The following is a 22,715-nucleotide window of genomic DNA, read 5'->3' on the forward strand; positions in this document are numbered from 1 at the left end:
GATTCAGAGAGTCCTTAAGTGCGATGTGTGCGGTAAAGAGACGTTACCGTTCTCCTTATGAGATTCTCAATTGGTTCAAGAAGATGGCAAGGAAGGAAGGCAGTTACCGTTCTCCTTATGAGATTCCACATCTGATCGCAGTTGGAACAGTTAGCTCAATATATTATGTTACCGTTCTCCTTATGAGATTATTGTATCATATATTTATGAGGCATCCTTTCAGAATGAGTTACCGTTCTCCTTATGAGATTCATATCATGTTACTGATGTTTGGACAATAGTTTATAATAAAAGTTACCGTTCTCCTTATGAGATTCTGAAATGGAAAGGATGGACGTTTTGAAGATAAAAGTGTTACCGTTCTCCTTATGAGATTCCAACATTGAGATCGTGGACGTGAAGTTTGAGGAGGTTGGGTTACCGTTCTCCTTATGAGATTCAGTTTGAGGTCAGGATAGTGGACCAGATTGCAAGAGTTACCGTTCTCCTTATGAGATTCAGTTTGAGGTCAGGATAGTGGACCAGATTGCAAGAGTTACCGTTCTCCTTATGAGATTCTTTTAGGTGATCGCCATGATGCGGATATATTATATAATGTTACCGTTCTCCTTATGAGATTCCTTTCTTTTCTCATCCAAATACTCAACTGGTATTATTTTGTTACCGTTCTCCTTATGAGATTCAGAAGAGTTATTTACATGGATTCAGAATGAATTTAAACCAAGTTACCGTTCTCCTTATGAGATTCTTGGTGATTCAGGCATTAACAGCGGCAAGTTTGATAGGTTACCGTTCTCCTTATGAGATTCTTTGAGTCGAGTTCTTGTATATCGAATCCGGCCCCGATGATATGTTACCGTTCTCCTTATGAGATTCCATGGTTCATTCACGGACAGTCTCCTGATCGCAATGTCATACGTTACCGTTCTCCTTATGAGATTCACGGAAAAAGAACTAATGGAAAGGGGAAAGCGCCTCGCCATGTTACCGTTCTCCTTATGAGATTCATAAGGAGTTCAAGGACATGTGCAGGGAGGAGGCTGAGTTACCGTTCTCCTTATGAGATTCTAAACTGTCCGCCTTCCCGTGCGTGGGTTCTTTCTGAGTTACCGTTCTCCTTATGAGATTCTTGAAGGGGCTAAAGACTACAAAGATGGGGTGATTGAATAAGTTACCGTTCTCCTTATGAGATTCTTGAAGGGGCTAAAGACTACAAAGATGGGGTGATTGAATAAGTTACCGTTCTCCTTATGAGATTCCGAAATGTTCATTGTCTTTTATCATATCACTCATTTTAAGCATATCAGTTACCGTTCTCCTTATGAGATTCGTATGTTCTGACTTTTGACACCGTGAATGGTGGTGTGTTACCGTTCTCCTTATGAGATTCTGGAGACCCTGTAGGGTGTGGTGCTTTAACAATGGAAAGCGTTACCGTTCTCCTTATGAGATTCCGAACATTGTGGTGCATACCTTGACCCATAAACGAGGTGGTTACCGTTCTCCTTATGAGATTCCGATGTTCAAATTTCTCCTTTGACCCTTTATAACCTTTTTCCTGCCTGCTTTTTCCGGGGGTTGCTGGTTGCATGGTGAACTGACCGTGAGTATTTAAAGAGCAGCCAGTTTTTGAGAAGGAGTCTCATCACTGAATTTTGCTTTTCAGGAAATTAAAACAGAGAAGCAATAAGAAGTAACCCTGGGAATTTTTTAACCGGAATTATCAGGCCTTAAAATTTTTATCCTGTTTGAAAATCAATTAATTTTGTTTATCAGTCAGACCAGTTTTATTCAGTCTGAAAATTATAAAACACAATTATGTCACAGTTCCTTACAGATTTTTCTGTATCCGCAATTTGTACACCTTAATTTGTCCGTTCGGGGTGAGACCAATCCGGTTTTTTAAATACTTTTATTTTAACTAGTAATCAACATATACCTTATCTTTTTTACATTCGCACCACGCCCAACCCTTATCTAAACAATCACAACCAAATGTGATATGGAACTCATACGGGAAGGATTCAACGTTCTCATCTCACCTTCAGCAATAGCGGTGAATGAAGCCATAAATCTGACGAACACCAGTCTATCCTGCCTGTTCATAGCAGGTAACAGGATCAGCATCCTCACCAAAATCAAGCACGGCTACGAGGTTGCCAGGGCGTTCACATCACACCAGCTGCTGACTCTTCTTGAAAATGCCCATCATCAGTCCATTTTCATCGAGCACGACCCATCCCTCTTCGAGAGTGTGAGAGATGCTGAGATTCTTGCATTGGCCCTGAGAGACACTGCCAGCAGGTGCGAGACTCTCGTTTATTATTCTGCAACTCACGACGAGCATCTCAGAATCATCTCAAGGCTTGCAGACAGAATTATCGTCGTTACAAAGCACCGTCCCGGCTACGTCGCAGACATCATCGAGCTGAATCCGAGAAGGGAAGTGAGGAGCTTCCTGCTGTCGGATGTGCAGCTCACTCTGGAGGTGTAGGCAATGGGCAGGAGTGTTGCGAGTGTGAGGTTGCAGCTCAACGACCTGATAGCGAAGATTGAGAGGGCAAAGAGCCTGATGAAAAAGGAGGAGAGAATCTATGCGGACAGGATAATTGATTCAATAAAGAAGAGGTATGCAGTCTGCTACCTCGCATTTGACTCTGCAGAGGAGGCTGCCCTTTTTTCAGTAGCAGTCGAATTAATGAGGATGATGGACAATGCTGATTCTGGACGTTTATTCAGCAAGGAAGGGAGTGAACCTGTGGCTGAAGGGAAAGAAGGCAAGGAAGAGATACATCAGGCATGATGACTCATTCCTGATTCACTTTCCCGATAAGCATAAGCATTCAGAGCTGATAGAAGGTCTCGAAACAAGATACAGGGTTGAGGAGACAACATTCAGAACCATCTTTGGAGAGAAGGAAGGATACAGGGTTTTTGCTCCGAAAAAGGTTGCGAGAATCATAGAAACCCAGGCTCCTGAGGCAGAAATCTACAACGCAGATATACGCAGGGAGATGGAATACCTCGCCACAAGAGGACTTTCCTGTCTTACCGAGCCATTTCAGGACCGATTCGATTTGAGCATTCCAGAGCTGAAAATATTTGAATGCAGGGTTGGATTTGATGATTCTCTGAATCCTTCCCGCATAACCTCAATTGAGAGCAGGCAGTTCAGCGTGGAGGGGAGGGAAAAGGTCATCATCGAGGAGTTCATGAGCTTCACTGACTCGTTTGATCCTGATGTTATCCTGATGGAGAATGCGGACATAGCAGCGAGAATGATGTTCGAGAAATGCAGGGAATACGGAATCGACTTTACTCTTTCAAGGGGTAAGTTCAGGTTCCTGAAGGAGAACAGCTACTACAGCTATGGAGCGGTGAAACATCGAAAGAGTGCGTTAATTCCTGAGGGAAGGATTCTGGTTGATACGACTTCATTTGCATTCAGGGAGTACGGGTTGAAGGGGATTCTCTTCACCTCCAGACTTACGGGATTATCTGCAAATCTCACTTCCCGCTTCACCCCTGGCACGCTGATCTCCAGCTATGAAGTATATGAAGCACTGAAAAGAGGGATAGCCGTCCCCTTCAGAAAGAGGGATGCTGAAAAACCAAGGAAGATTGAAGAGCTGAGGAAGAACGACAAGGGAGGATTGATCCTCCAGCCCGAGCCGGGAGTTTATGAGAATGTTTCTCAGATAGATTTTACCTCAATGTATCCCGCCATAATCGTGAAGTATAATTTAAGCCCTGAATCGATTGGAAATGGAAGAAAAGGCTTTCTCTCCACAATTCTGAAACCGTTGCTTGAACTCAGAATACAGACAAAGAGGATGAAGAAGTTAAACCCTGATGTTGCGGGCATTGATGCTGCTCTGAAATGGATGCTCGTTACCTGCTTTGGATATACAGGTTTCAGGAATGCCAAGTTCGGCAGCATAACAGTGCACGAGAGGATAACTGCGATAGGAAGAGAAATTCTGCTTGAAAGCATGAGATTGGCTGAAGAGAGTGGCACTGAAGTTATCCATGCGATGGTTGACAGCATTTTTGTCAGAAACTCAAACGGCAGCCTCAAAGAAAGGATAGAAAAAGAAACAGGATTGCTTGCCGAGGAGGACAGGTATCACTGGATAGCATTTCTTCCAAAGAAGGATGGCTTTGGGGCTCCTGCCCGCTACTATGGCCTGCTCGAGAATGGCGAGATGAAGCTGAGGGGAGTGATGGCAAGGAGGAGGGACACTCCTGAGTTCATCAGGAAGGCACAGCTGGAGATGTTTGATTTGCTGAGAAAAGCGAGTACAATTGAAGAGCTTGCCAAGCTTGAGAATAATCTGAATGCAATTTATCGCAGATATTTTCTGGCCATGAAGTATGCAGACCCAGAAGAGTTCTTCATCAGAAAGAGAATAAGCAGAACGTCCTACTCTAAAAACTCTCTTGAAGCTTCGGCAGTAAAGGAGATGAAGAGGGCGGGCGTGAAGCTTTCTCCCGGAATGGAGATAGAATACGTGGTTGTTGATTTTAGTAAGAAGATTGTTTCAGTCAGGAATCCAGAAAGTATTGATGTTGAATACTACAGAAAACTGCTTGAGAAGGCATACAGGGAGGTTGAGTTTGCTGTCAGAAACGCTCTCTCCTCTCCTTCATGAACTCCTCGGGAGTCATGACCGCCATCTCATCCCTGACTGCTTCAAAGTCCCTGATGTTCCTGGTGATGAAGACTTCAGCATTATGGAGTGCAGAATAGAACTGTATACAGTCCTCAAAATCGTCAATTCGTGATTCTTCATAGGATTTAAGAACAATCTCTTCCGTTAGCGGAACGATTCTGAATTCCCTCAGAACTCTTCTGGCGTCTCCCCTTGCCCTATCTTCATCGGTGTATCTGGCCCTCAGAAAGTATATTATAGGTGGAGTGAGTGCAGAAACGTAACCCTCAATTTTGCCATTTCTGACGAGTTGAATAACAGCTAAACTCGCCTTCCAGCCTCTCCTCCTTTCGAGAACGTCCATGAAGACGTTTACGTCTATAAAGACCTTCATCTCAGAACCTTCTCCACAGCCTCTCTTATAACCTGTTTATCCATTTCGGGAGGGTTTGGTGGAACGCTCCCGACAAGAGAGAGAAGATCATCGTCGAAGTTTATATCGGGATACTCTTCCTTCAGCTCTGCCTTTATTTCTTCAACAGATTTCTGGATCAATTCAAGCTCGAGCACATCGAGTTTTCTTTTCAGGTGGTCCATCTCTCTCCTCAGCCTGAAAATTTCCTTTCTCAGGGATTCGGTGTTCTGAGCCATAACATTATGGATACTGTCGCCATCTCTTAAATATGTTTTCTGCGTTTCATCCCTTCATGAGAGTTCTCAGCATCAGCTCCCTGTCATACCTCCTGATAATGTACCTGATCATCCCCCTGCGCTTCTTTCCTGCCTTTCTCAAGTATCCTCCCGCAGATTAATTCATGATTCTCGCTCTGGATATTCCCGTCTTTGGAGGCGGTTCAGACCGTACTCCATTGCGAAAATAAAGCCGATCCTTAATTTGATTTATTCACCACACAAAACAGACAATTTTCAAGTCAAACAGATTTGATTCATTTTTCATTCTCAATTCTCTTCAAATCCCTTTCTATCAACCTGATCCAGAGGTCTATTTTGCTCATGCACTCCCTAAAAGACAATTTATCCCTCTCACCAAGGATTATTTCTCTCGATACTGCATCTTCAGGTAATGTCTTGACGAACTCTTTCAGCTCGTGCAGTTTTACATAACTGTCCTCTCGCATATCTTAATCTTATCTCTCGGCTTATAAATATTTTCGGTGATATATATTTTGCACGAAATTAAATAATCTCATGATTTATCATAACAGATCTCCATTGGCCATTTGGAGGTTGGAGAAGCTGCGAAACCAGAATCAAAAGCAGGACTCACCCGAAAATTAGGATGGGTCCGGCCGGATTCGAACCGGCGACCTTCGCCTCGTCAAGGCGACGTCATAACCACTAGACCACGGACCCTCATTCACTCAAATCGAGGTAGATTAATAAAAATTTTGGTTAAGATACTCTTTCACCCCAGCCCTCTCGAGCAGGGTTTTTGAGACGAGGTACTCATCGTCGGTCTCTCTTGTCGTTCCCACTATGAGGTAGTAATCTCCGTTAATTTCCTCTAAGACACCGTAAGCTTCGGCCACCTCTCCTTTAAAAACCTGGCCTGCGTAGGTGTGAGTGTAGCTGAGTACTGCCTTTATTTTTTCGTGGTCTATTGGATAGTATGCGGGATAATCGAAAATTGATGTATCGTCAGTGACCTCTGCGATCACCTTCATCTTTCCCAGCTTTTCGCCGGTTTTTTCCGGGATTGGTTTGTCCAGCTCGCCGTATCCTCTCACATAGAGCAGATCGAAATACGTGTTTCCGATAAACGCCCGGTGATATTTTCTTCTTTCGTGTGCAATAAATGCATCGTAGGATAATGGCGGCTTTCGCTTCCGGTATATGAATTCCCAGGTGTCGCTGTCGGGTTCAAGGAGTTTCTTTCTCTCAATGCCTTTTTTTATTTTTTCTCTGCCTTCAAACCAGTATTTTCCGTAGATTATGAAGTCGACATCACTTTCATTGCTCTTCAGACCTATGAGTCTTGATCCTGTAACTCCCATCTGGTTTTCTGGGATTCCCGAGAAAAATGAGACCACCTTTTCAACCTCTGCGTCCATGACGTCCATTAACCTTTCTTCGGGTTTGAAAACCTCGTCTATTCTGCTGTAATCAACCCTGAATATCCCCTCTGAAGGAGAAAAAAATTCCCTGCCCGCTTCAATCGCCTCTGCATGGCTCAGTTTTCTGTATTCTTTGCCATCCTTAAACCTGCCGCCCTTCCCGGGGGCGTACCTCAGAAAGCACCTCACTCTTTTTTCGTTCCTGTAGCCAACTACTGAAAAATAGAGGTCTCCCACTCTGACAAAATCTCTGAGCCGGATGGGTTTAGCGGATGAACTGGGCATATATCCTTCTGATTTCTTTCGCTTTAGCAATTCTACCGTCCTTTCTTAGCAATCCACCATTTATCAGCTTTATTCTTGTTATTCTGTATTTTCTTCCTTCGATGGGAATTACCTCCCCAACACTGAACTCCACTTCTCCGGGAGTGAATATTTCGTAGGCTGTTGTTACAGCGCCTTTGTGGAGGCTGAATCTGACTTTAACCTCTCCAACGTCTCTCAACCACACAGTTTCAATGTCTTCAACACCAGCAACGTCAACCCTTTTCCCGTTTTTAAGTTCCAGTGATGTTATTTCTCCAAGTCTGTATCCTTCCCCAGTTTCCACAACGATTTCTTCTCCCACTGTCAGGGTTTCAGAGGGGCCAACTTCAATCTTCCCTCTTTCCGAGTAATCGTCCTTGCTGATAATTGCTCTGATCTCAATTTTTTTCTCTTTTTTATATTCTGTAACGCTGTTGCAGACTTCACACTGAAAAAGATTTTTTGAGGGATTTATGAGCCTGTGTGGGGTTTCGTCTTTACACGTATCGCAGAATATCTCTCTTATCATCCTTACAGCTCGTCAACGATTTTTATCATCTCTTCTGCCTTGCTCTTGAGTGCGGTGAGCGCCCTTCTGGCTATTTCCTTAACATCCATCTGTCCAACAGATTCAACTTTGAATGCGAAATCATCCGTTTCTTCGATTTCAATGGCATCCTGTTCACAGACTTTTATGCAATCTCTGCACAGTGAGCAGGCGTATTCATTAACAACATTTGCCTTTCCATCTTTTTCTTCAAAAACGTTCTTCGGACATATTTCAAAGCATTTACCGCATCCCGTGCACTTTTCTTCAATAACCTTAACCTTTGCAAGATTCCTGTATGTGCATACTGAGACAGGCTGAAACTTTGCATGCTCTCTTCCAAACCCGAGTCTTGCCACGGCCTCGAGCATTAGCTGCTGTCCTTCATAAAGCTCCACAACCGGGATGTTGTCATAAACCGGTCGGGTGTCGGGATCGTCAGATATGAAGTCGCCCGAGTAAACGACCTTCGGCCCTTCAATGTTGAGCCTCAGCGACACCTGACAGCTCGGGCAGCCCTCGCCCTCGCACACGCACTGATCCTGCAGGTTGAATCTGTCAATGTTTGTTTTCAGGGGAATGAGTCCGATTCTGTGAGCGAGTATTTCGTCGTAGAGGTAGGATGAGTTCATGTAGAAGTCAACATAGTCCACGGCCAGTGTTGGGACGAGGCTCTTCATTGCCCTTCTCCAGGCGTTGGCAAATGCGGGATAGGTATCTCTGAGAATGAATTCTGCATAGGTTTCATCAGCCTTAACAAACTCTACTTTCATACTGTTTCACCAAAAAAGAATGGGGGATTTAAACCCTTCTACCCCTCTTACCGCCTTTGGGTCTTGTTCCATCGTGGGGTATTGGAGTTACGTCTTCGATTCTTCCAATTTTGAGGCCTGCTCTTGCAAGAGCTCTTATGGCTGCCTGTGCGCCGGGCCCCGGGGTTGTATGCTTGTTGCCACCTGGGGCTCTTACTTTTATATGTACACCTTCGATCCCCTTGTCCTTTGCAACTTCAGCAACCCTGAGTGCTGCCTGCATTGCCGTATACGGATTCGCCTCATCTCTTCCTGCCTTCACAACCATACCGCCGCTGATTCTTGCTATTGTTTCACTGCCCGTGATGTCTGTTATTGTTATGATCGTGTTGTTGTAAGATGAGAAGATGTGTGCAATACCCCAGACCGATTTCTTCTTCTTTTCAGCCATATTATCCCTCCACCACCTGCTGTTTTGTAAACGGTGAGTTTGCGTAATATCCTATCTTACCTTCCATTTCTCTCTCGACGATAAAGCTCGGAGAGGTTACTCTTCTTCCATCCACTGCGATGTGTCCGTGTACTATCATCTGTCTTGCCTGTTTTATCGTCTTTGCGAGCCCCTGTCTGTAAACTATCGTCTGCAACCTTCTCTCAAGGAAGTCCTCAACCTTGAGGTTCAGGATATCATCGAGGGTAGCGTTTTCGGGAAGAATACCCATCCTGTGGAGTTTCTTGATTACCTGCTGAGCCTTGGCTTTGGCTATTTCACCCTCTCTTCCGGGGTAGTTTACCTTTGCAAGCAGGTCTCTTGCAACTCTTCTATACTTTCTGAGGAGGTTCTGGAATCTCCAGAGTTCTCTCTTGTTTCTGAGACCGTATTTGATTACCAGAGGCATCTCTCTTTCGAGCCTGACTCTATCCCATGGCTTGGTCGGAGTGGTGTACTTCTTTCTAGCCTTTTTAGGATCTCCCATTCAGCTCACCTCATTTCTTCCTTCTAATAACTCCTACCGTGGCACCCTTTCTGCCAGTAGACCTTGTTCTCTGGCCCCTCACCTTGTGACCTCTGGCGTGTCTGACTCCTCTGTACGCTTTGGCCCTTATCATTCTCTCAATGTCAAGCATCCTCGCAAAGTCGATATCCTTGTTCAGCAGGTGAAGGTCTTTGCCAGTATGATAGTCCTTTCTTCTGTTCAGCATCCATGTAGGAAGGGACTCTATTTCTTCTTCGACAAACTTCTTCAGCTTTTCCAGATTCTCGTCGTCCAGTTCTCCCAGTTTAACCATTCCGTCCACGCCGAGCTGGTTTACTATTGACCTTGATAATCTCAGCCCTATGCCCTTTATTCCTGTAAGAGCGTGAATTACTGGCTTGTTCCCATCCAGGTCAGTATCAGCAATTCTCACAATGTGTTTGAAGCCGTCCTCCATAGTTATCACCTTCTGCCAACTGCCTTTAAGAGAAGATATTTAAAGATTGCTGATGCGCCGATGGCAGAATCCTGCCTTCCGTCGGGAGAGGGTTTCGGAAAATCTGAATAATGGATTGACAAAAAAACCGATCAGTTTTTGTTGAGTACGATAACTTCCGCTTTTGGCTCTCTTCTTCTGAAAGCAAAGTCTTTTGCTGCGACTATAGCCTCACAGAATGGGACACAGTCAAAACATCTGTTTCTCAGCAGGTTGCATTCAAGAACATTGACTTTTCTGTTCTTGATGTCTATAACAATTTTGGATTCGGTTCTTCTGACTCTCACCTTGACAATTATTTCACACCCATCGCACGGGTTTTCATACCGGTTCATAATATCTCCTCATTATTGTTATTGTCATCAGTAAATGAAATCTGGATTTGAACCCATATAAGTTTTGCGATACTGATATGGTTGTGAGAATATGTGACTCGGGTTCAAAAATTAAACATTGTTAATTTCAAATAAAATCGAACACGTATTCGTCTTTCAGTCCAATGGATATCTCAAATTCTTGGGGAGATATTATAGGCTTGCCAAATCTTCTGGTGTCGTCATAGGCAATTCTAGGGCATGCAGTGTTTACATAGCAATCAAATCTGAAATTTTCGACGATCTCTGGAGTGATCTCATCAGCAACTATAATTTCTGCCTTCAATCCATGCCTGCTTGCCTCTCTCTTCAACCTTTTTGCGAGGTTCAGTCTGAACTGGCCGGGTTTGGAAGACACAAGTATTCCAAAACTCTCAGACATCTTTGCCTTGGATATGAGGATATATCTTTTTTTGATGAAGTCTTCTGTTTCCACCTCGATAACCTCGTCAGAGTGGGGGTGGTAGGCGTATGTCTTTTTTCCAGAGTATATCCCTGCCCCTGTTGCGTGGAACATTCCGTCGCCTATGAACAGCACTGCATCGCTTTTGCTCTCTCTGAGGCATGAGTAGTTGCAGCCGAGAACCTGACCTTCAAATTCCACTCCTCTGCCTGACTTAAGCTCAACCTGGAATCCCGCATCCTCGAGAATTTTTTTCACTTCCTTGAACTTCCAGGCATACGTTAGCGTTCCAATAATGGCAATATTTCTCTCAGGAATGTGTTTCTTTATCTTTTCAGGGTTGATTTCATAGTTCACTGTGTAGGGTACGTAGATAACGTTTGGTGTATCAACAAATCTGCTGTGGCCAAAGTGAACAAGCACATCAACATGCTTTAAAAGCTCGGTATCGAGATCACATGCACCGTATGAGGCTTTTCCAGATATTATCGTTTCAAAACCTCTTTTCTCGAATTCCTCAGAAATTTCTTTGACATAGTATTTCAGTCCATCTGGAAGCTGCAGTCCAACTGTTCTGGCATTCCCAATTTTTTCAAAAATATTTGGAAAATTGATTTTATCAAATATGGTCAATGACTCTGACCCCATCACTGCTAACCTCTATCTTCACGAGGCTTTTAACGTTGTACCCTGCCTCTCTCAGCTTGTTTGCTCCGTCTCCCTTCTCCACAACTGCAACGAAATCTTTCACAACTGCTCCTGCCTTCTCAAGAGCCTTGAGGGTTGCAAGCGCAGTCCCTCCAGTGGAGATCACGTCGTCAACCAGAATAACTCTGTCGCCTCTGTCAACTCCGTTGATGTACAGCTTTCCTTTTGAATATCCTGTTTCCTGGTCGACCACAATCTCGTTTGGAAGGTTGTATGCTCTCTTTCTTACAACAACGATTGGAATGCTGACTGCAAGGCTAAGGGCCATCGCCACGGGTATTCCCATTGCTTCGACGGTGACGATCTTGTCCACGTCAAGGTCTGCTATTCGGATTATTCCTGAAACTGCTTCTCTCACTATGTCCGGGTCAAGCTCCGGAACGCCGTCCGTGAGGGGATGAATAAAATACGGGTAGTCTCCCTTCATTATCACCGGAGCGTTTTCAAGGCTTTTCACGAGCTTGCTCAGCATCATTCATCCCTCAATCTGTCAAGCATTATCCTCTTTTCTACCCTCGCGACAGTCTCTCTAACCCTCTCGACAGCATCCGGATTGGCAGATACGCTGTCTATTCCCAGTCTAACGAGTTTTTCGACCACCTTCGGGTAGCTTCCTGCCTGTCCGCATATCGATGTCTTAACACCATGTTTTCTGCAAACCTTTATCACGTGCTCTATGAGCTTCATGACTGCTGGATGTGTCTCGTCATAAAGATACGCAACATTTTCGTTGTTTCTATCCACGGCTATTGTGTACTGGGTGAGGTCGTTTGTTCCGAAAGATACGAAGTCAATACCCTCTTTCACGAGGTCCTCTATTATGAGTGCGGCCGCAGGGGTTTCCACCATAATTCCGAACTCGATTTTGCTCAGCGGGAGCCCCTCTTCCATTATTATCTGCTTGGCCCTCCTCACTTCATCCACTCTTGTTATCAGCGGGAGCATTATGCCTATGTTCGTGTAGCCCTCCTCAACGAGCCTCTTTATTGCTCTTATCTCTGCTCTGAAGTGCTCCTCCTCTATGAGGTCTCTTCTTATCCCTCTGAATCCCAGCATGGGGTTTGCTTCGATCGGTTCGTCTTCTCCACCCTCCATTGCCCTGAACTCGTCTGTCGGTGCGTCAATTGTTCTTATCCAGACAGGCTTTGGATAGAATGTATCAACGACGACTTTCATGCCCTCGTAAAGTTTCTGGACGTATTCCTCGACTTCTCCGTCTTTTATGTATTTCATCGGGTGTTTGGGCAGGCCGAGAACCATGTGTTCTATCCTGAACAGTCCCACTCCATCTGCCCCGGTTTCAAAGGCTCTTTTTGCACCGTCGGGAATGGAGATGTTTACCTTGACTTCTGTGGCAGTGATTATTTTTCCGCCTCCGGCCAGAACTTTAGGTTTATCTTCTTCCGTTTTAAGCTCAACGGCGCCTTCATAGACATTGCCTTTTTCACCATCCACAGTAACAATCATTCCGTCCTTCAGGACTTTAGTTGCCTCCTTCGTTCCTACAACCGCTGGCACTCCAAGCTCTCTGCTGACAATTGCGGCATGGCAGGTCAATCCACCCTCGTCAGTGACAATGGCTGATGCCCTCTTCATCGCCGGAACCATGTCCGGGGTGGTCATGGTTGTTACGAGAATATCGCCCTGCTCGACCTTGTTTATCTCCTTCTCGCTGAAGATGACCTTCACCTTTCCGATGCCAATACCCGGAGAAGCTCCAAGACCTTTAATAATAACCTTCAGATCGCCGCTCACCTTACTCTCCTCCTTTGCTCCTTCTTTAATGGTCGTTATGGCACGTGACTGCAGGATGTACACCTTACCCTTCTCCATTCCCCACTCAACATCCTGCGGGTTGCCATAATGGTTTTCTATAAGCTCGGCATACTTCACAAGCTCCTCGATCTCTTCATCTGACAGAACCCGCTCATTGGACTTTTCCGGAGGGAGATCAACCGTTACCGTCTTTCCGCTCTCGTCTTTTGTGATCATAATTTTCTTCTCTCCAATTGAGACATCTACGAGCTTTCCTGCATTTCTATCATAAATATAGGTGTCTGGGGTTACAGAACCGCTGACAATTGCCTCACCGAGACCAAATGCGGCCTCGATTATGCACAGCTTTTCTCCGGTTACTGGATGTGAGGTGAACATAACTCCGCTCTTCTCGCTGTTCACCATCTTCTGGACAACGACTGCTATGCTGACCTCTTCGTGTTTGAAGCCCTGCTGGACCCTGTAGTATATCGCTCTCGGCGTGTAGAGACTGCTCCAGCACTTTCTGACCCTGTCTACCACATCATCTTCGCCCCTCACGTTGAGGTATGTCTCCTGCTGACCAGCAAAACTCGCCTCTGGCAGATCTTCTGCGGTGGCCGAGCTTCTCACCGCAACAAAGACTTCCTCACCCTCTTCTTCACAGAGCTTTCTGTAGGCTTTCTTTATTTCTTCTTCAATGTTTTCTGGAATTTTTGCCTCCTCGATGAGCTTTCTTATTTTTCCGGAAATCTCGTTGAGGTTATCGGTATTTTCAACATCAAGACCCCTCAGCAGGTCGTTTATGTGATACCATAACCCCGTGGCTTCCATGAACTCGATGAACGTTCTGCTGTCAACAACAAAACCGTTTGGAACCGGAATTTCGTTTCTCAGAAGCTCTCCAAGGTTCGCACCCTTTCCACCGGCAAGTGGAACATCGTCTTTTCCGATTTCATTCAGCCAGAGAATACCCATAAACATCACCCGATTGAGAAATGGTCGGTAACTTAAAAAGATTTTTCATAGTGTGTCGGGTCGTGTGAAGGATATGTCGTCTGACTATTTGACTATAAAAAATAATTACAGATAAAGTGTTGCTCCGCCAACCGACCCGAGATCACGTTTTTCACACGGGCGTGGGAAGCGGAGCAATAATACTCTGGAGTACTTTCTATTAAATGTTTCTGATTCATGCAACACCTGCTGTAGGTGCAGGATCACCAACGGGATTTATTTCTTGAATTTCTTTATTCTGGCCTCAATGAATCTTTTGCTGAGCTTTTCTCTCCGGCACATCTTCCTGCTCTGGTTCAGCTCGAAGTAGTAATCCAGCAGTTCGTCATCATCCATGCCTGAATTCTGAGCGCAGGTGTTTATAACACTGCATCGGTTTTGTATATCTTCCCAAAACCCTCTGCAAGCTCACCCCTATCTTTTGCCAGTTCTCCTCTCAGAATAACTGTGTGGGGAAATACTGCCGGAAAGCTCTCAAAGGGGCTCCATTTGTGGAAATAATGGAGTTTCTGCGGGTTGATTCTCTCCACCTTTGAAATGTCAAATACTGCAAGATTTGCGTAGTTTCCTGGTTTTACTGCTCCGTATCCCTCAAAACCGAATATATCTGCAGGATTTTCTGAGATCGCCTTCGCCACATCAAAGATGTTCAGCTTGCCGTAAAAAACAAGTCCCATGAGGAGAGGGTAGAGGGTTTCAACGCCGGGGTATCCTGAGGCTCCGTTCTCTTTCTCCTCTGGAGAGTGTGGCGCATGGTCCGAAGCAACAACGTCTATTTTTGAAAAATTATCAAGCAGAAACTTCCTGTCATTTTCGGTCCTGAGCGGGGGGTTGACGTTCACGAAGTCTCCAAGCCGGCTGTGGTGAGATGCGTCAAGCAGGAGGTGGTGGGGAGTAACTTCTGCGTATGCTCCTTTTTCCCTGATTGTTTCAAAAGCTTCCTTTGTGGATATGTGACAGAAGTATCTGCCCTCAGATGCAAGTTTTTTAACTGCAAGAATTTCAGCCTCTCTTTTTCTATGCAAAAAGTTTGGAATTTCGTTCGATTCCACAAATTCCGGAATTTCGGCATGTACTGTCGAGAATGACGTAACCTTTTCCACCATTTCTATTGTAGCCTCCACATCTTTGTTTTCGTGCTGCAGGAAGATCTCTCCAACTGCCGGGTTGTAGCCCTTGCTCTTTATTCTCTCCACAATACTGTTTATTTTGGTGAAATTCTTTTTGGTGAGACCAACGTTCAGGGAGTAATCCACATTAAGAAATTTGCCTGCTAGTCTCATCCTTTTCTCGTACATTTCCTCGCTGTCGATAAATGGCTTGGAGTTGGGCTGATCGACGACAAGACAGATTCCACCGTTCAGAGCAGAAAGTGTCCCATTTTTTATCGTATCTTTATGGCTTTCGTCAAAATCTCTCAGGTGAACGTGAACGTCTATGCCTGCAGGCATTATGATTCCCTTCAGTTTTTTTCCTGAAATTTGCTTGCTTATTTCCAATATTTTACCATCTTCGATTTTCATTCCCGCCGTTACTATTGTGTTTCCTAGCAGAATTTTTCCGTGGATGAGCATTAAATAGAACCCCTAAACAAAGATTTAAATACTATTCTGGAAATTTAGGTAAAAAAATCAGCGGGGAGAGGATTATGGATTCAATAGTGAAAGAGGCTTTAAAGAGGGCAAATCAGGAGAAGAGACCTTTTACGAAAGAGGATGAGGATGACGAAATTCTCGAAATGCTTCACGAGCTGAGAACCGTTATAAGGGTTGTGGGAGTTGGGGGAAGCGGATGCAATACTGTTACACGGATGTACGATGAGGGAATCGAAGGTGCAGAACTCATCGCAATAAATACGGATGTCCAGCATCTTTACTATACGAAGGCAGATAAAAGAATACTTGTTGGAAAGAAGAGAACAAGAGGTCTCGGAGCAGGAAGCCTTCCGCAGGTTGGCGAGGAGGCAGCAAGAGAGAACGAGGAGGAGATCAAGGCACTGCTCGAAGGCTCTGACCTCGTATTCATTACATGCGGTCTTGGTGGTGGAACCGGTACCGGGGCTGCCCCGGTTGTTGCTGAAGCTGCTCAGGATGCCGGAGCCCTTACCATAGCTGTTGTAACCCTTCCGTTTACGGCTGAAGGTGCTATAAGGAGGGCGAATGCTGAAGCAGGGCTTGAGAGGTTGAGGGAGGTTACAGATACAGTCATTGTCATTCCGAACGACAGGCTTTTGGATGTTGTGCCGAACTATCCAATACAGCTTGCGTTCAAGGTGGCGGATGAGGTACTGATGAGGGCAGTTAAGGGCATAACGGAGCTTATCACAAAGCCGGCTCTGATAAACCTGGACTTTGCAGATGTTCGGACAGTGATGGAGAAGGGCGGAGTTGCGATGATTGGACTTGGTGAGGCCAGCGGTGAGGACAAAGCATCTGAAAGTGTGAGGAAGGCATTGAAGAGCCCGTTGCTTGACGTGGACATAACAGGTGCAAAGGCGGCGCTGGTCAATGTTACCGGTGGTCCGGATATGACCATTGAAGAGGCAGAGAGCATTGTAGAGGAGATATACAGCAAGATAGATCCCGATGCCAGGATAATCTGGGGTGCAATGATTGATCCATCGCTTGAGAATACGATAAGGACTCTGGTAATAGTTACGGGCGTGAAATCACCTCAGATCTTCGGAAGAAAGGGTCCAGCGGTAACAAAGAGATACGGAATTGACTTTGTCAGGTAAACCTTTAAAAACCGAGTTTGGTGAGCGGAAGATATGCTCAGTGAAAAATTCAGAGACTACATCAACATACTCAAGATGACCAGAAAACCGGATAGGGAGGAGTTTGTAACCACTCTGAAGGTATCTGTAGCCGTGATGCTGGTAATCGGTCTGATAGGCTTCATAGTTTATTTGCTAATGGATGTACTGCCGGGGTATCTGGGATGAGCAAGTTCTTTATAGTGAAAACGACGGCAAATCAGGAGAAAATAGTGGCGAACCTGATGGCAGCGGCTGTTAAAAAGAGGGGCATAAATCTTTATTCAATTCTATCTCCGAAGGAAATCAAGGGATACATCATTGTTGAGGCAGAGAGCAATGAGGACATAGTCAATGCAATAAAGGGCATTCCTCACATCAAGGGCCTTGTGAAGGGTGAAGTGAGCTTCACGGAAATTGAACATTTTCTGAAGCCAAAGAAAGCTGCTGAGCAGATCAGGGAAGGTTACAAGGTGGAAATCATCAGCGGACCGTTCAAGGGTGAAATGGCTATTGTTAAGAGAGTTGACGAAGCGAAGAATGAAATAACGGTCGAACTCCTTGAGGCTGTAGTTCCAATTCCTGTAACGGTTAAGGCTGACAACGTTAGGATTCTTGAAAAAACGGATGAGGAGGTGTAATGGATGCCACAGGTTGTTGAAGTTCTTGTTCCAGGAGGGAAAGCAAGCCCGGGACCACCACTTGGTCCGGCCATAGGTCCTCTCGGACTAAATGTCAAGCAGGTAGTGGATAAGATCAACGAGGCGACGAAAGACTTTGATGGATTGCCGGTTCCTGTCAAGATAATAGCAAATGAAGACAGAACCTTCGACATCGAGGTGGGTGTTCCACCCGTTTCGGCACTGATAAAGAAGGAACTCGGAATTGAGAAAGGCTCCAAGGCAACAGGAAGGGAGTACGTCGGAGACCTCACGATGGAGCAGGTGTTCAAGATTGCGAGGATAAAGTTGAAGCAGATGCTCTCGTATGACCTGAAGGGAGCGGTGCTGGAAGTTCTCGGAACAGCGGTCTCAATGGGTGTAACTGTAGAAGGAAAGCATCCCAAGGAAGTTCAGCAGGAAGTCAGTGAAGGAAAGATCGAAATTCCTGCTGAGTAATCTCCTGTTTTTTAATTTTAATACCTTTTAAAGGCCGTGATCCTGTGTCTTTTTCTCTGTGGATTGTTTTAGCTTTCCCCAGATGCTGTTCTTTATAAGTCATCCAGTGAAAGTCATCCGGAGTAATTATGTTTAAATATCATTTCTTCCTGCTTAGCCCTATGAGTGATGACGTTCCATTGCCAGAAGTGAATATCGGTATGGTTGGTCATGTTGATCACGGTAAAACTACTCTTGTTGCTGCATTGAGTGGTGTGTGGACCGACAGGCACAGTGAAGAACTCAAAAGGGGAATTTCGATCAAGCTCGGTTATGCCGATGCAACCTTCAGAAAATGTCCCAGGTGTGAGGGGACTGAGGCATACATGGTGGAAAAGGTATGCCCGAAACACGGTGTTGAGACAGATATTCTCAGAACAGTGAGCTTCGTGGACAGTCCCGGACATGAGACGCTGATGGCCACAATGCTGAGCGGTGCCGCCCTGATGGACGGAGCAGTGCTTGTCATTGCTGCAAATGAGAAATGCCCCAGGCCACAGACCAAAGAGCATCTGATGGCTCTGGAAATTATAGGCGTCGACAGGATTGTTATCGTGCAGAACAAGATCGACATCGTTTCAAAGGAGAGGGTTGTGGAGAATTATCAGGAGATAAAGGAATTTGTTAAGGGCACTATAGCTGAAAACGCCCCTATAATTCCCGTTTCTGCACAGCAGAGGGTTAACATTGACGCCCTGATTGAGGTGATTGAGGAAACGATACCGACACCTGAGAGAGATCTGGACTCTCCTCCGCTCATGTATGTTGCCAGGAGCTTTGATGTCAACAAACCCGGAACGGATCCAGAGAAGCTTGTGGGAGGAGTTCTGGGTGGCAGCCTCTCAAGGGGCAGGCTCAGGGTGGGAGACGAAATAGAGGTCAGACCGGGAATAAAGGACGAAAGAGGAAATTACAATCCCATTCACAGTGAGGTTGTGAGCATCATGGCATCAGGCAGGCAGATTGATGAGGCCACGCCCGGAGGTCTCATCGGCGTTGCCACAAAACTCGATCCGTTCCTCACAAAGGCTGATGGGCTCGTGGGAAATGTTGTGGGTCACCCTGATAAGCTTCCTGATGTTCTGTTCGACTTCACGATGGATGTGCATCTCCTTGAGAGGGTCGTTGGTGCCGAGGAAGAGCTGAGGGTGGAAAAGATAAAGATGAATGAACCGCTGATGCTTGCCGTTGGAACATCCATCACACTCGGGGTTGTAACATCTGCCAGAGATGATGTTGTTGAAGTAAAGCTGAAGAGGCCAGTCTGTGCTGAGAAAGGCTCTAAGGTTGCTATAAGCAGAAGGGTTGGCTCGAGATGGAGGCTGATAGGCGCCGGAACTTTAATCTGAAGAGTGTAATAATTGACACGAATGTTTTAATTTACATTTTCACCCACAGGGTTGACGTTTTCAGCCAGCTGAGAGAACTTGGATTCAGGAGGTTCATATTTCCAGAGCAGACAATTGAAGAACTGAAAAAACTTCAGCTCAGCCTCGATGGGCTGGAAAAGAGGGCTGCGAAATTTGCCCTGACGCTAATTGAGAACTGTAGTGAGTGTGAAATTTTCAGGGTGGATGCAGAGGGGAACGACAACGCAATTCTCAAGCTGGCGAAGATGTTTTCATCTACCGTAATAACGAACGATAAACGCCTGAGAAAGAGGGCCAAACTGGAGGGGATCCCTGTAGGGTATCTGAGAGAGCTTAGATATGTGGAGGTTGAGGATGATTTTTGAGGAGTTTCCATGGATTCCCTGTTTGACGCCTTGCAGAGCGATACGACAGATGGTAAGACACACATTCCGATTTATTCCGAGAATGAAGTCGAACACCTGCTGAACGGATCCGGATTTGCAGTTGTCGAGAAAAAGATGAGCAGGCTTGTTTACACGGATAACGACTTTGTATGTTATCTGTGCGGGCCGCTTTAGCCGGATTTTTTAGAATACTTCATGACGTTTCTGCAGAACTGGCAGATGCTGGATGTTGTTATCTCCCCACACTTCTTGCAGTACCTGTACTCGGTTTTCTCATCCCTGCGTTCTCTCGCCAGATTTCTGAGTACCGAAACTCTGTAGCCCGGGACCCTTTTTTCTATGTCATATACTATCTCCTTCCACATGGTTGATGGGGCGTGCGGACATTCCTCGCTAACAAATGGAAGTTCTCTCGCCAGAACGTAGAGGAGGTTTTCACGCTCGCTCATCTCGTACAGGGGCCTTATCCTTCCAACCATCCTGTCGTATCCCTCTATCCTTGGCTTCTGCTTTTCACTCCACCCGAGGTTTCCCGAATACATGTTTTTCAGCAGGTTCGCCAGTATGTCTTCGGCACAATGCCCTGTTGCAATCAGATCGAACCTGTTCTCTCTCGCAAACCTGTTGAACAGGTACCTTTTCACATTACCGCAAACAGAGCATGTTTTCCTCTTAACGTCGTCTATCCTGAATCCATAATCTTCTATTCTCACAACATTCAGCTCGACATCAAGAATGCTGGAAACCTTCTGCGAGACTGCAAGGGATTTATCCGAATAGTCTTCAATTCCAAGATGGATGAAAAATGCCTCAAGCTCGAAATTCAATTTTCTGGACAGTGATTTTAGGGACATGAGCATCGCAACGCTATCTTTTCCACCACTAAGCGCTGCGAGAACTCTCTCGTTCTTCTTTACCATTCTGTATCTTCTGATGGCTGATTCGACGGCACCCTCGTATTTCCTTATGAAACATTCTCTGCAGTAATACCTTCCTCTGAATTTTTCGAATGCCCTTTTGCCACATGATGAACACATCATCTCGGCATGTTCGGTATGACGATTGAAAGAATTATCGAACCGAATATCAGTATTGAGAGAAATCTCGTGGACGCCTCTGCCACCCTTCTGCCACCGATCTTTTCCACAACGTCGTAGTACACCCGTCCGCCGTCCAGCGGAAGGGCTGGCAGGCAGTTGAAGAGACCAACATAGAAATTGATCCATCCCACCCAGTAAAATGTGTTAAGTGCAAAGAATATCCAGTCTCCTACCTGGGATGCAAAGAACGCTGTTATTGGGTATGAAAAGCTGTTGAAGTAGACGATCGGCATTGAGATGAGGAACAGCCAGCCTGCCGGATGAAGCAGCATTGACGGGATGTTTCTGAGAGTGTTAAGGATGTTTTCAGCATAATAGTAGCTGAATGTGATACCTGCAAAGTATTCCTCTACCTGCACACCAATGATTCCTCTTCCGTTACTGTCCCTGAGGGTGATGTCAAAGCTCCTGAATCTGTGTCCATCGTAGACCTCGAGGGTAATCTGGTCTCCTCCTTTTTTCTCCTTCATTATCTTGAGAAAGTCGTCGAGTGTGTGGATTTTAACACCATCAACACCGGTTATTATCCATCCTTCCCTGAATCCAGCTTTGTCTGCCGGATAGTTCTTCACCACACCGGCAATCTTCACTCCTGTAACTCCTTCAATCGTCACAGTCCTGCCATCTTTTAATGTTAGGGTTATCTTGTCCGAATTTCCAATTGCTTTCGAAATATCTTCCGGCGATCGTATCTCGACCCCGTTTATCTCCATCACTATGTCTCCCGTTTTCAGCCGGGGATCATCGGATTTCAGCACGGCTATGGATGGTGTTATGAACCCGAGCAGGTAGAAAAATACTGAGAAGGCTATAATGGCCGTGATAAAGTTGCTTATTACACCTGAGGAGAAAACCCTCAATCTCGTTGACCTGCTGGCTTTCTGCATCAGTTCTTCTTCATCTGGTTCTGCAAACCCTCCGACCGGGACCAAGGCAACGAGTATGCCTAAGGACTTCACCCTTATGTTTTCTGAGAGTGCAGAAATCGCATGGCTGAACTCGTGGACTATGAGCGTTACAATAAGGCCGATCAGACCCCACACTAAGGGGATGAATTTATTCACACCGGGGATGAGAAGGGCGTTTCTCGGGCTTGTAAGCTCCGAGGGTGGTGGTGGGGATGTCAGTAATGAGTAATCCATGAACAGTATCAGGATGAACATGAACACCATTCCAGCAAAAACGGCAGGTATACCGGCATTCCCGAGGATTATCCAGAGCATTCTGTACCTCGCAAGTTTTTTGAGCAGGTTGAGCCCTTTTTCTGTTCTTATCATCAGTATTGGGCCATAAGAGCTGATATTCTTCCTTTCGAGAACGCCTCTCTGTTTGAGTAACTCCACAATTCCCCAGTAAATTAGGAACACGAGTATTCCGAGCTGAACGTTCATTGGGTTAAGGATTTGGTATTAATTAATAAAGTTTATTCAAACTCTTTTCCAAGAATGCGCTCTTCAATGCTGACTGTTTTTTCGAATTCGCTTTTGATCTGTGGTCTTGTGAGGTAAAAGAGCAGCCCTGCACCAATGGCCAGATTCGGAAGTGAAATGGAAATCATTCCCAGCGAAATAAGGCCATACATGAGATGGAATACTGAAACAATTACTGCAACATTTCTCCCCCAGCTTCTCCTGAGCAGGAGGCCTATGCCGGATAGAAGGTACAGCAGGGAAAAAACGGCAGATGAGACAATAAATGCATTTGCAATCTGGTCTGTGTCTATGTTTTCCGGCATTTCATAACCTACGGAGTTTACACTTTTTTCAAACTCACGTATAAAGTCTTCTTTGGTCAGTGCCACCGTCATGGCGATGTATGCCGAGACGGAGAACATAGTGAGCATGAAAACCGACACAATTACGATTCCAGTTTTCATACTATCCTG

27 protein-coding genes, 1 tRNA gene and 1 CRISPR repeat array (1 of these 29 running past the window's edge) are annotated in these 22,715 nt (G+C 45.4%); of the genes, 10 read left to right on the forward strand and 18 right to left on the reverse strand.

Annotation, left to right across the window (positions count from 1 at the left end):
* Nucleotides 1–1,517: direct repeats of the CRISPR family, unit length 24 nt; unit sequence GTTACCGTTCTCCTTATGAGATTC (it extends 588 nt beyond the left edge of the window).
* A gap of 485 nt (nucleotides 1,518–2,002) precedes the next feature.
* From LPQ35_RS07230 to LPQ35_RS07240, 3 genes are read left to right on the forward strand one after another with little or no spacing between them, the layout of a single operon-like run.
* A complete protein-coding gene (locus tag LPQ35_RS07230) occupies nucleotides 2,003–2,494 on the forward strand; it encodes a hypothetical protein (RefSeq protein WP_193808200.1) in 492 nt (163 codons plus the stop codon).
* A 3-nt stretch (nucleotides 2,495–2,497) separates the two neighbouring features.
* Entirely contained in the window at nucleotides 2,498–2,803 is a 306-nt protein-coding gene (locus tag LPQ35_RS07235; protein WP_193808201.1) for a hypothetical protein, read from the forward strand.
* On the forward strand, nucleotides 2,715–4,652 hold the full coding sequence (locus LPQ35_RS07240; protein WP_193808202.1) for a type B DNA-directed DNA polymerase: 1,938 nt from the start codon (nucleotides 2,715–2,717) through the stop codon (nucleotides 4,650–4,652). Before LPQ35_RS07235 ends, LPQ35_RS07240 begins: the two co-directional genes overlap by 89 nt.
* Here LPQ35_RS07240 and LPQ35_RS07245 read toward each other — a convergent pair.
* From LPQ35_RS07245 to LPQ35_RS07315, 15 genes are all read right to left on the reverse strand, one after another.
* Nucleotides 4,624–5,046 carry a PIN domain-containing protein gene (locus LPQ35_RS07245; protein WP_193808203.1) on the reverse strand — a complete coding sequence of 141 codons (423 nt, stop codon included), beginning with the start codon at nucleotides 5,044–5,046 and terminating at the stop codon, nucleotides 4,624–4,626. The two genes, LPQ35_RS07240 and LPQ35_RS07245, sit on opposite strands and share 29 nt — an antisense overlap.
* Entirely contained in the window at nucleotides 5,043–5,303 is a 261-nt protein-coding gene (locus LPQ35_RS07250; RefSeq protein ID WP_193808204.1) for a hypothetical protein, read from the reverse strand. The genes LPQ35_RS07245 and LPQ35_RS07250 overlap by 4 nt, the downstream gene beginning before the upstream one ends.
* A 296-nt stretch (nucleotides 5,304–5,599) precedes the next feature.
* Nucleotides 5,600–5,791 carry a hypothetical protein gene (locus LPQ35_RS07255; RefSeq protein WP_193808205.1) on the reverse strand — a complete coding sequence of 64 codons (192 nt, stop codon included), beginning with the start codon at nucleotides 5,789–5,791 and terminating at the stop codon, nucleotides 5,600–5,602.
* Between the two features lie 162 nt (nucleotides 5,792–5,953).
* A tRNA-Val gene (locus LPQ35_RS07260) sits at nucleotides 5,954–6,026 on the reverse strand.
* A gap of 23 nt (nucleotides 6,027–6,049) precedes the next feature.
* Complete coding sequence (locus tag LPQ35_RS07265) at nucleotides 6,050–7,012, reverse strand: nucleotidyltransferase domain-containing protein (RefSeq protein WP_193808206.1); 963 nt, start codon at nucleotides 7,010–7,012, stop codon at nucleotides 6,050–6,052.
* Nucleotides 6,993–7,562, reverse strand: a complete 570-nt coding sequence (locus LPQ35_RS07270) for an HVO_0476 family zinc finger protein (RefSeq protein WP_193808207.1) — start codon at nucleotides 7,560–7,562, stop codon at nucleotides 6,993–6,995. Before LPQ35_RS07270 ends, LPQ35_RS07265 begins: the two co-directional genes overlap by 20 nt.
* 2 nt (nucleotides 7,563–7,564) lie before the next feature.
* A complete protein-coding gene (locus LPQ35_RS07275; RefSeq protein ID WP_193808208.1) occupies nucleotides 7,565–8,353 on the reverse strand; it encodes a DNA-directed RNA polymerase subunit D in 789 nt (262 codons plus the stop codon).
* A 28-nt stretch (nucleotides 8,354–8,381) separates the two neighbouring features.
* Entirely contained in the window at nucleotides 8,382–8,783 is a 402-nt protein-coding gene (locus LPQ35_RS07280; protein WP_048090456.1) for a 30S ribosomal protein S11, read from the reverse strand.
* A gap of 1 nt (nucleotide 8,784) precedes the next feature.
* The gene (locus tag LPQ35_RS07285; RefSeq protein WP_048090458.1) at nucleotides 8,785–9,309 is read right to left on the reverse strand and encodes a 30S ribosomal protein S4; all 525 of its coding nucleotides are present in this window, start codon (nucleotides 9,307–9,309) and stop codon (nucleotides 8,785–8,787) included.
* 10 nt (nucleotides 9,310–9,319) lie between these two features.
* Nucleotides 9,320–9,766 (reverse strand): 30S ribosomal protein S13, encoded by a 447-nt coding sequence (locus tag LPQ35_RS07290; RefSeq protein ID WP_048090460.1) that lies wholly within the window; start codon nucleotides 9,764–9,766, stop codon nucleotides 9,320–9,322.
* A 131-nt stretch (nucleotides 9,767–9,897) separates the two neighbouring features.
* Complete coding sequence (locus LPQ35_RS07295) at nucleotides 9,898–10,140, reverse strand: hypothetical protein (protein ID WP_193808209.1); 243 nt, start codon at nucleotides 10,138–10,140, stop codon at nucleotides 9,898–9,900.
* Between the two features lie 127 nt (nucleotides 10,141–10,267).
* A complete protein-coding gene (gene dph2 / locus LPQ35_RS07300; protein ID WP_346297603.1) occupies nucleotides 10,268–11,215 on the reverse strand; it encodes a diphthamide biosynthesis enzyme Dph2 in 948 nt (315 codons plus the stop codon).
* The gene (hpt, locus tag LPQ35_RS07305; RefSeq protein ID WP_193808211.1) at nucleotides 11,202–11,762 is read right to left on the reverse strand and encodes a hypoxanthine/guanine phosphoribosyltransferase; all 561 of its coding nucleotides are present in this window, start codon (nucleotides 11,760–11,762) and stop codon (nucleotides 11,202–11,204) included. Before hpt ends, dph2 begins: the two co-directional genes overlap by 14 nt.
* Complete coding sequence (gene ppsA, locus LPQ35_RS07310) at nucleotides 11,762–14,023, reverse strand: pyruvate, water dikinase (protein WP_193808271.1); 2,262 nt, start codon at nucleotides 14,021–14,023, stop codon at nucleotides 11,762–11,764. The genes hpt and ppsA overlap by 1 nt, the downstream gene beginning before the upstream one ends.
* Nucleotides 14,024–14,421: 398 nt before the next feature.
* Nucleotides 14,422–15,636, reverse strand: a complete 1,215-nt coding sequence (locus LPQ35_RS07315; RefSeq protein WP_193808212.1) for a dihydroorotase — start codon at nucleotides 15,634–15,636, stop codon at nucleotides 14,422–14,424.
* 74 nt (nucleotides 15,637–15,710) lie between these two features.
* Here LPQ35_RS07315 and ftsZ point away from each other — a divergent pair, with 74 nt between their 5' ends.
* From ftsZ to LPQ35_RS07350, 7 genes are all read left to right on the forward strand, one after another.
* Nucleotides 15,711–16,799 carry a cell division protein FtsZ gene (gene ftsZ, locus LPQ35_RS07320; RefSeq protein ID WP_048090470.1) on the forward strand — a complete coding sequence of 363 codons (1,089 nt, stop codon included), beginning with the start codon at nucleotides 15,711–15,713 and terminating at the stop codon, nucleotides 16,797–16,799.
* A 33-nt stretch (nucleotides 16,800–16,832) separates the two neighbouring features.
* Nucleotides 16,833–17,006, forward strand: a complete 174-nt coding sequence (locus LPQ35_RS07325) for a protein translocase SEC61 complex subunit gamma (protein WP_048090472.1) — start codon at nucleotides 16,833–16,835, stop codon at nucleotides 17,004–17,006.
* Nucleotides 17,003–17,458, forward strand: coding sequence for a transcription elongation factor Spt5 (locus LPQ35_RS07330; RefSeq protein ID WP_048090474.1), 456 nt, complete (start codon nucleotides 17,003–17,005; stop codon nucleotides 17,456–17,458). The genes LPQ35_RS07325 and LPQ35_RS07330 overlap by 4 nt, the downstream gene beginning before the upstream one ends.
* Nucleotides 17,459–17,461: 3 nt before the next feature.
* Complete coding sequence (locus tag LPQ35_RS07335) at nucleotides 17,462–17,935, forward strand: 50S ribosomal protein L11 (protein WP_193808213.1); 474 nt, start codon at nucleotides 17,462–17,464, stop codon at nucleotides 17,933–17,935.
* A gap of 161 nt (nucleotides 17,936–18,096) precedes the next feature.
* Complete coding sequence (locus LPQ35_RS07340) at nucleotides 18,097–19,323, forward strand: translation initiation factor IF-2 subunit gamma (protein ID WP_193808214.1); 1,227 nt, start codon at nucleotides 18,097–18,099, stop codon at nucleotides 19,321–19,323.
* A complete protein-coding gene (locus LPQ35_RS07345; protein WP_193808215.1) occupies nucleotides 19,290–19,709 on the forward strand; it encodes a PIN domain-containing protein in 420 nt (139 codons plus the stop codon). The genes LPQ35_RS07340 and LPQ35_RS07345 overlap by 34 nt, the downstream gene beginning before the upstream one ends.
* 9 nt (nucleotides 19,710–19,718) lie before the next feature.
* Complete coding sequence (locus tag LPQ35_RS07350) at nucleotides 19,719–19,904, forward strand: hypothetical protein (RefSeq protein WP_193808216.1); 186 nt, start codon at nucleotides 19,719–19,721, stop codon at nucleotides 19,902–19,904.
* On the opposite strand, the gene LPQ35_RS07355 is transcribed toward LPQ35_RS07350, so the two are convergent.
* From LPQ35_RS07355 to LPQ35_RS07365, 3 genes are read right to left on the reverse strand one after another with little or no spacing between them, the layout of a single operon-like run.
* Entirely contained in the window at nucleotides 19,901–20,770 is an 870-nt protein-coding gene (locus LPQ35_RS07355; RefSeq protein WP_193808217.1) for an ATP-binding protein, read from the reverse strand. The genes LPQ35_RS07350 and LPQ35_RS07355 overlap by 4 nt on opposite strands.
* Nucleotides 20,767–22,221, reverse strand: coding sequence for a site-2 protease family protein (locus LPQ35_RS07360; RefSeq protein ID WP_193808218.1), 1,455 nt, complete (start codon nucleotides 22,219–22,221; stop codon nucleotides 20,767–20,769). The genes LPQ35_RS07355 and LPQ35_RS07360 overlap by 4 nt, the downstream gene beginning before the upstream one ends.
* 32 nt (nucleotides 22,222–22,253) lie before the next feature.
* Nucleotides 22,254–22,706, reverse strand: coding sequence for a hypothetical protein (locus LPQ35_RS07365; RefSeq protein ID WP_193808219.1), 453 nt, complete (start codon nucleotides 22,704–22,706; stop codon nucleotides 22,254–22,256).
* Nucleotides 22,707–22,715: the final 9 nt, after the last annotated feature.

Origin of the sequence: Geoglobus acetivorans, assembly GCF_039641995.1 — an archaeon.
Classification (GTDB): Archaea; Halobacteriota; Archaeoglobi; order Archaeoglobales; family Archaeoglobaceae; genus Geoglobus; species Geoglobus acetivorans.

Coding starts and splice junctions, on each gene's coding strand:
- ppsA (WP_193808271.1), bottom strand. CDS start 14,023: ATGGGTATTCTCTGGCTGAATGAAATCGGAAAAGACGATGTTCCACTT.
- LPQ35_RS07350 (WP_193808216.1), top strand. CDS start 19,719: ATGGATTCCCTGTTTGACGCCTTGCAGAGCGATACGACAGATGGTAAG.
- LPQ35_RS07290 (WP_048090460.1), bottom strand. CDS start 9,766: ATGGAGGACGGCTTCAAACACATTGTGAGAATTGCTGATACTGACCTG.
- LPQ35_RS07250 (WP_193808204.1), bottom strand. CDS start 5,303: ATGGCTCAGAACACCGAATCCCTGAGAAAGGAAATTTTCAGGCTGAGG.
- LPQ35_RS07265 (WP_193808206.1), bottom strand. CDS start 7,012: ATGCCCAGTTCATCCGCTAAACCCATCCGGCTCAGAGATTTTGTCAGA.
- LPQ35_RS07285 (WP_048090458.1), bottom strand. CDS start 9,309: ATGGGAGATCCTAAAAAGGCTAGAAAGAAGTACACCACTCCGACCAAG.
- LPQ35_RS07365 (WP_193808219.1), bottom strand. CDS start 22,706: ATGAAAACTGGAATCGTAATTGTGTCGGTTTTCATGCTCACTATGTTC.
- LPQ35_RS07230 (WP_193808200.1), top strand. CDS start 2,003: ATGGAACTCATACGGGAAGGATTCAACGTTCTCATCTCACCTTCAGCA.
- LPQ35_RS07245 (WP_193808203.1), bottom strand. CDS start 5,046: ATGAAGGTCTTTATAGACGTAAACGTCTTCATGGACGTTCTCGAAAGG.
- LPQ35_RS07280 (WP_048090456.1), bottom strand. CDS start 8,783: ATGGCTGAAAAGAAGAAGAAATCGGTCTGGGGTATTGCACACATCTTC.
- LPQ35_RS07335 (WP_193808213.1), top strand. CDS start 17,462: ATGCCACAGGTTGTTGAAGTTCTTGTTCCAGGAGGGAAAGCAAGCCCG.
- hpt (WP_193808211.1), bottom strand. CDS start 11,762: ATGCTGAGCAAGCTCGTGAAAAGCCTTGAAAACGCTCCGGTGATAATG.
- LPQ35_RS07345 (WP_193808215.1), top strand. CDS start 19,290: ATGGAGGCTGATAGGCGCCGGAACTTTAATCTGAAGAGTGTAATAATT.
- ftsZ (WP_048090470.1), top strand. CDS start 15,711: ATGGATTCAATAGTGAAAGAGGCTTTAAAGAGGGCAAATCAGGAGAAG.
- LPQ35_RS07240 (WP_193808202.1), top strand. CDS start 2,715: ATGCTGATTCTGGACGTTTATTCAGCAAGGAAGGGAGTGAACCTGTGG.
- LPQ35_RS07325 (WP_048090472.1), top strand. CDS start 16,833: ATGCTCAGTGAAAAATTCAGAGACTACATCAACATACTCAAGATGACC.
- LPQ35_RS07360 (WP_193808218.1), bottom strand. CDS start 22,221: ATGAACGTTCAGCTCGGAATACTCGTGTTCCTAATTTACTGGGGAATT.
- LPQ35_RS07340 (WP_193808214.1), top strand. CDS start 18,097: ATGAGTGATGACGTTCCATTGCCAGAAGTGAATATCGGTATGGTTGGT.
- LPQ35_RS07315 (WP_193808212.1), bottom strand. CDS start 15,636: ATGCTCATCCACGGAAAAATTCTGCTAGGAAACACAATAGTAACGGCG.
- LPQ35_RS07235 (WP_193808201.1), top strand. CDS start 2,498: ATGGGCAGGAGTGTTGCGAGTGTGAGGTTGCAGCTCAACGACCTGATA.
- LPQ35_RS07295 (WP_193808209.1), bottom strand. CDS start 10,140: ATGAACCGGTATGAAAACCCGTGCGATGGGTGTGAAATAATTGTCAAG.
- LPQ35_RS07355 (WP_193808217.1), bottom strand. CDS start 20,770: ATGATGTGTTCATCATGTGGCAAAAGGGCATTCGAAAAATTCAGAGGA.
- LPQ35_RS07270 (WP_193808207.1), bottom strand. CDS start 7,562: ATGATAAGAGAGATATTCTGCGATACGTGTAAAGACGAAACCCCACAC.
- LPQ35_RS07330 (WP_048090474.1), top strand. CDS start 17,003: ATGAGCAAGTTCTTTATAGTGAAAACGACGGCAAATCAGGAGAAAATA.
- LPQ35_RS07255 (WP_193808205.1), bottom strand. CDS start 5,791: ATGCGAGAGGACAGTTATGTAAAACTGCACGAGCTGAAAGAGTTCGTC.
- LPQ35_RS07275 (WP_193808208.1), bottom strand. CDS start 8,353: ATGAAAGTAGAGTTTGTTAAGGCTGATGAAACCTATGCAGAATTCATT.